Source organism: Stieleria sp. (assembly GCF_041595215.1).
Lineage (GTDB): Bacteria > Planctomycetota > Planctomycetia > Pirellulales > Pirellulaceae > Stieleria > Stieleria magnilauensis.
The window spans coordinates 1-5,348 of the sequence record NZ_JBFHKV010000576.1 but is presented as its reverse complement, the minus strand read 5'-3'; the positions used below and the strand labels follow the sequence as shown (position 1 = coordinate 5,348).

Sequence of the window (5,348 nt, the reverse complement as noted above, 5' to 3'; positions counted from 1 at the left end):
CGGCATCTGGTCGAGGACGCGCGTGACATGCGTCGATTGGCTGATCATATGCACGACGTCGCCCATGACCATGGAAGTCTGGCGCACCTGGAGTCGGATTTGCGGGAGCTGGATGCGAAGTTCCATCATTTGGAATCGGTGTTCGACCGTGCGGAGCGTCGGGCCTATCACGGTCATGGCCACATTCACGGTGAAACCTCGCATGTGAAGCAATTGCTGCATGCGATCGAAGACGACATTCATCACCTGCAAGACGATCTCCGTTCGCTGCGAACGCCTGATTGTCACTACTCCCGCGAGTTGGTTTCGCGTCCGCCCGTTTTCTCCGCCCCACCGGCCAGGCCCTGGGACGACCATCGCTCGCGTTCGAGCGGCTACGGTTACGGATACGGTCGCGGCATCACGATCGGCGGCGGAAGCTCACGCTTCACGATTCGCTGGTAGTCGCAGTGCTTCGCTGGTAGTCGCAGTGCATCGCTGGTAGTCGCAGTGCATCGCACGATTGAGCCACGAGGGCACCGCTTGAAGCATTTATTCCCTGCGTTTGACGAGGTGTTAGCGGCAGGGCGCAAGCCCTCCGGCCCCTCATCGGTCCCGAAAAACAGGAGGGCTCGCGCCCTACCGCTAAAAAATGCTTCACAGCGTTGCCACCAGGGGCGGAAAAGGCTGACCGGTCTTTTCCGCCCTGTTTCGTTTTCTTCGCTGCGGACGCTTCCGCTGGGGACCGATTTTCGTCACGATAGATCGCCACTGTATCGATTACCACTGGATCGATACCACAACGGCGCCCCTCGCGGCGTCGTCCCCCCCTATCTCGGCGAAACGGTCTGTCACCGGCACGATCGCACTCGAAGTCTGCATGGCCAAAAAACAACGCATCCCCCACAAGTTCTTGCCTTGGATCGATGCCCGCAAGAAGTTCCGATTGTCCAACGCCCACATTCAAATGGCTCGTGAATTGGGGCTCAGTCCCAAGCGTTTTGGCGTTTACGCCGACACCACGGACCAGCCTTGGAAGGTGCCGCTGCCGCAATTCATCGAAAACCAGTATGAAAAGCAATTCGGCAAGGAACGTCCGGATGTCGTGATGTCGATCGAAGAGATCGCGGCGGCCCATGTCGCCAAGCGTGCCCAACGCAAAGCGGAAAAGCTGAGCAAGGCGGAAAAGCTAAGCAAAGCGGAAAAGCTGAAAGCCAGTCAGAACGAATCGCCGCAAGACCTCCCTCCAAACGCTTCCGAATGAGTCCGCATGGATCCCACCTTGATTACCGAAGTGATTCGCAACCGGCGTACGGTCAAGCCGGGGCAGATGTCTGATCGACCGGTCGACCGTGACATCATCGAAGAGATATTGCACAACGCGAACTGGGCCCCGACGCACGGCATGACGCAGCCGTGGCGGTTCAAGGTCTACCAGGGGCAATCGCGACACGAATTGGCCAATTTCCTCGCCGCGACCTACAAGGCGATCACGCCGCCGGAGTCCTTCAAGCAGGCCAAGTATGACAAGTTCTGTGTGAACCCCACGCTTGCCGGGGCCGTGATCGCGGTCGGCATGAAACGGCAGGAGAGCGGGAAGATCACCGAGTTGGACGAGATCATGGCCGTCGCTTGCGCGGTGCAGAACATGCACCTGACCGCGACCGCCCATGGTGTGGGCGGTTTCTGGTCGACCAATGTCGCTGCGATGAGCGATGAAATGCGCGACTACATCGGACTGGCCCCCAACGACCGAGCCTTGGGGTTATTCTACTTGGGGTATCCGAGCTGCGATTGGCCGTCGAGTGCACGAGAAGACATCACGACCAAGGTCACCTGGGCGTAGCGATTTGTCGGTTTCAGCCCAATACCGATAATTCGACAAGGTATTGACCAGCGTAGGGCCCGTAGGCTCGCGCCAAACGGCTGATCATCAACTGACATCAGCCGGTTCGCGCCAGCGTCCGGGCGGCCTCCTCGTGGAGGTTGACTCTGGAACATCGCATTGATCGACAAACCGTTAGCGCGCACCCGGGAGAGTTTGACATGAGCGAGCGGACAACAAACCTTACGACGCCCGCCAAAGCGTGGACGGTCCGGCGTCTGGCGACGGCAGCGACGCAACCGCCGACCGTCTTTCTCTGCTTGCTGCTATTCGGGTTGAGCTACACCCTCGTTGATCCGACTTCGATACGGCGGATCGTCGGCGAGCGGACGTTGTCTCGGTCTCAAGTTTCTGACGCAAGGCAGGCGTCGGCATCGAACGTGGGGCGGCCAATGGACGTCACGCTGGTGGTCGACGCAGGCCAAGCCAGGTTGCCGCGTGAGGACTTGTTGCTGTTTCGCGATCCGCACGGCAATCCGGTTCCCGTCCAAACCCCAGACGACTGGTCCAAGCGGCGGCGAGCGATCGTGGAGGGGATGCAATCGGTGATGGGGCGACTGCCGGGTGCGGAGAAACGCTGCGCGCTGGACATGCAAGTCGTCTCAGCGGTCCAGCGGCCGGGATACCTGGAGCAACTGATCACCTACCAGTCCGAGCCCGGCTCGCGGGTCCCCGCCTACCTGTTGATTCCCGACTCGGTTCGCAAGAACTCGGCCGGCAAAACGTCCGCCGTCTTGTGCTTGCACCCGACCGACAACCAGATCGGACACCGCGTCGTCATCGACAGCGACGCCAGACCGAATCGCCAGTATGCCAGTGAGTTGGCCGAGCGGGGGTATGTGACGCTAGCGCCGAGCTATCCGTTGCTGGCCAACTACCAACCCGATCTCCAATCGCTGGGGTGGCAAAGCGGAACGTTGAAGGCGGTCTGGGACAACCTGCGTGGATTGGACTTGTTGGAATCGCTGCCGTTTGTCGATGCCCGCGGATTCGGTTGCATCGGTCATTCACTCGGCGGACACAACGCTGTCTACACCGCCGTGTTCGACGACCGCATCAAAGTGATCGTTTCAAGCTGCGGTCTGGATTCGTACCTTGATTATTACGGCGGCGATGAGGCGCGTTGGTTGCCCGAACAGGGTTGGTGTCAAACCCGCTACATGCCTCGACTGGCCGATTATCGTGGTCGGCTGGAACAGATCCCCTTCGACTTCCATGAGATGATCGGTGCACTCGCTCCCCGACACGTTTTGATCTCCGCTCCACTGCATGACGGCAACTTTCAGGCCGCCAGCGTGGACCGAATCGCCAAAGCGGCCGGCGCGGTCTACACGTTGCTGGGCCATCCCGATCGGCTCCGCGTCGAGCATCCTGATTGTGACCACGACTTCCCGATCGCAATCCGGCAACGGGCCTACCAACTGTTCGACCAGGTGCTGCAGCGTTGATCCCAAGTGGCGTACGCTTCCAGCTTGCGTCCAGTTTCCAGCTCGCACAGTGGCGTACGCTTCCAGCTTGCGTCCACTGCTGCGGCAAGCACGAGACTTGACCCCACGTTCACTCCGCGGCGAGCATTTTTTCGACCGCCTGGCGGCCGGTCATTCCGATTTCAATTCCGAGCGCTTTGGCTTGGGGCGTCGCGTCCACGATTCTTGCATCGAACAAGTCTTCGGGTTCGACCAGGGGATCGCTCGGGGTGCCCTTGGCGATGGCGATGGCTTGATTGAACTCGGCGGGCGTCACCATGTCGTAGATGCCACATCCGACGATGCCTCGACGCGTGAGGATCGAACAGTACTGGCCGTTTTCCCAGCGATTGCTGATACCGATCGCCGAACCGTTGCGGAAGGTCAATTCGCGCGCCGTTGATCGGGGAAGCGTTTCATCGTTCATCGCTGTGACCTCGAATCGGGCGTCGAGCCGGTGCGATCGAAAACCTCGACACAATGCCCGTCGGGATCGTAGAACCAGAGTTGCATGCATCCATCGGGACGCTTTCGCGGACCGCCTTGGATCCGCACGCCGGCTGAGAGAAGGATTTGGTGTGCCAACTCTGCGTCGTCGACTTCGAACGCAAAGTGATGCGTCAATCCGGAGGCGACTTGATCGGGATCCAGGCCTCCACCGGGATCGGAGCTGCCTTCCATGGTTTCGATCAGATGGACTTGGGTGGCGCCGGCTTGCAGCCAGTGCCCCGGAAACCCGAAGTCCGGCCGATCGACTTCCACCATCCCGAGTAGGTCTCGATAGAAATCGCGACTGCGTGACAGGTCATCCACGACGATCGTCACGTGGTCAATCGCTTTGACGCGGATCACGGACGCCGCGTTATTCGTTGGAGTCGATGAGATCATCATGAATCGCGCAGAATTGAAAACCGAGCAGAGGTGGAACTAGGTACTGTAAACCATCGGCGGGGCCGTGTGCTCAACCTTGCCGGATTGTTTCGGTTTGAATGCCGGCTGCGGCTACGATCCTGGAGCGGCTTCCCGCCGTGTCAACACACCGAGAGACGGTCGTTGCCAATTTCGATCGGACTTGTGAGAAGAAAAATTGCCGTTGGCACCGCAAAATCCTTGCTCTGATGGAACCGAGTCCGGACAATGACTGGTCCTCCGGAGGTGCCATGATCCAGCCCGTCCTCTCGCCCGTCGCCCCGCGTGTGGTGTCGCCCATCAGCGGAGACGTCACGCCGTTGGTCGATCAGATCGAAGGATTGTTGGGACGCGGAAAACCGATTCGCGTCCGACTGGAGGGTGAAGGAAGGACGGGGGCATTGAAGCATCTCGCCGCGGCGTTTCCCGAACCAATGGCAGCGGACCGGTTGCATCTGGATGATGAATCGCAACCGTTCGAGTTGGGCGATGCAGTGGTCACTGTGGTGACGAGCAAGCTGATTGTCTGTGATCTGGTCTTGAGGCTCTGTGCATGGTCGCGGGACGATTTCATCGAGTATCTGTTGGCTGTGCACCCCGACCGATGTCGCAGCGTGATGAGCCGACTGAACGATGCGAATCTGCGATACGCATCAGGGTCGCCCGCGGTTTGGCGATTGATTCTGGACCGGATGGCGGCCGATCCGGACGTTTGTGAGATCGAGTCGATCGTCGTCGACGAAGTCCACCGCAGGATCGGCGATCAGGTTCGCTCCCGAGCACTTGCGGACATGATGTTGATGCACTCGGCCGAGGCATTCGGGATGTTTCCGCTGGCCGATGTCTTACCCGCGTCGGTTGGCCAGATTCTCAGCCAAGCCGATGTCGCAATGGCGTTCACGAATGAGCGTTTTGTCGGGCGTTTGCGTTCGTCCGATGTGGCGGATGTACAAACATTGATGTCGTATCGCTGGCCGTGGGAGCGATTGCAGTCGATAGCGAAGTTGATTGACAAGAGTGATCAAATCCAGCGCAATCTGAGTAAGGCCTTTGCCGACGGACGGTCTTCGTCCGCGGCAACGTCCGCCACGTTGCTGTGTCTTTGCGAT

Annotated in this window: 7 protein-coding genes; 5 read left to right on the top strand and 2 right to left on the bottom strand. The window is 59.6% G+C overall.

Features of this window, described 5'->3' with window-relative positions; translation table 11 throughout:
- The 4 genes from ABX749_RS20415 to ABX749_RS20400 form a co-directional block, all read left to right on the top strand.
- A partial coding sequence (locus tag ABX749_RS20415) for a hypothetical protein (protein WP_372897598.1) occupies positions 1–444 on the top strand: 444 nt, incomplete at its 5' end.
- A gap of 415 nt (positions 445–859) precedes the next feature.
- Positions 860–1,243 (top strand): hypothetical protein, encoded by a 384-nt coding sequence (locus ABX749_RS20410; RefSeq protein ID WP_372897597.1) that lies wholly within the window; start codon positions 860–862, stop codon positions 1,241–1,243.
- A 6-nt stretch (positions 1,244–1,249) separates the two neighbouring features.
- Complete coding sequence (locus tag ABX749_RS20405) at positions 1,250–1,825, top strand: nitroreductase (protein ID WP_372897596.1); 576 nt, start codon at positions 1,250–1,252, stop codon at positions 1,823–1,825.
- A 200-nt stretch (positions 1,826–2,025) separates the two neighbouring features.
- Positions 2,026–3,312 (top strand): alpha/beta hydrolase family protein, encoded by a 1,287-nt coding sequence (locus ABX749_RS20400; protein WP_372897595.1) that lies wholly within the window; start codon positions 2,026–2,028, stop codon positions 3,310–3,312.
- Between the two features lie 109 nt (positions 3,313–3,421).
- Here the strand turns inward: ABX749_RS20400 and ABX749_RS20395 are convergent, their stop codons facing one another.
- Both ABX749_RS20395 and ABX749_RS20390 read right to left on the bottom strand, forming a co-directional pair.
- On the bottom strand, positions 3,422–3,757 hold the full coding sequence (locus ABX749_RS20395; RefSeq protein ID WP_372897594.1) for a DUF1805 domain-containing protein: 336 nt from the start codon (positions 3,755–3,757) through the stop codon (positions 3,422–3,424).
- Positions 3,754–4,221, bottom strand: a complete 468-nt coding sequence (locus tag ABX749_RS20390; protein ID WP_372897593.1) for a VOC family protein — start codon at positions 4,219–4,221, stop codon at positions 3,754–3,756. Before ABX749_RS20390 ends, ABX749_RS20395 begins: the two co-directional genes overlap by 4 nt.
- A 269-nt stretch (positions 4,222–4,490) precedes the next feature.
- On the opposite strand from ABX749_RS20390, the gene ABX749_RS20385 reads away from it, so the two are divergent.
- A partial coding sequence (locus ABX749_RS20385) for a hypothetical protein (protein ID WP_372897592.1) occupies positions 4,491–5,348 on the top strand: 858 nt, incomplete at its 3' end.